Source organism: Janthinobacterium aquaticum (assembly GCF_009208565.1).
Lineage (GTDB): Bacteria > Pseudomonadota > Gammaproteobacteria > Burkholderiales > Burkholderiaceae_D > Janthinobacterium.
Genome location: NZ_WFLK01000071.1, coordinates 1 through 255, shown reverse-complemented (window position 1 = coordinate 255; position 255 = coordinate 1). Strand labels below are relative to the sequence as shown.

Below are 255 nucleotides of genomic sequence, written 5' to 3'. Positions count from 1 at the left end.
CCCCGGAAGGGGAGTGAAATAGATCCTGAAACCGTGTGCATACAAACAGTAGGAGCGGACTTGTTCCGTGACTGCGTACCTTTTGTATAATGGGTCAGCGACTTACATTCAGTGGCAAGGTTAACCAGATAGGGAAGCCGTAGAGAAATCGAGTCCGAATAGGGCGATCAGTCGCTGGGTGTAGACCCGAAACCAAGTGATCTACTCATGGCCAGGATGAAGGTGCGGTAACACGCCCTGGAGGTCCGAACCCAC

1 rRNA gene is annotated in these 255 nt (G+C 52.5%); it reads left to right on the top strand.

Annotated features, from left to right (window positions below):
• Positions 1–255 (top strand): 23S ribosomal RNA (locus GCM43_RS25655); the annotation flags it as partial.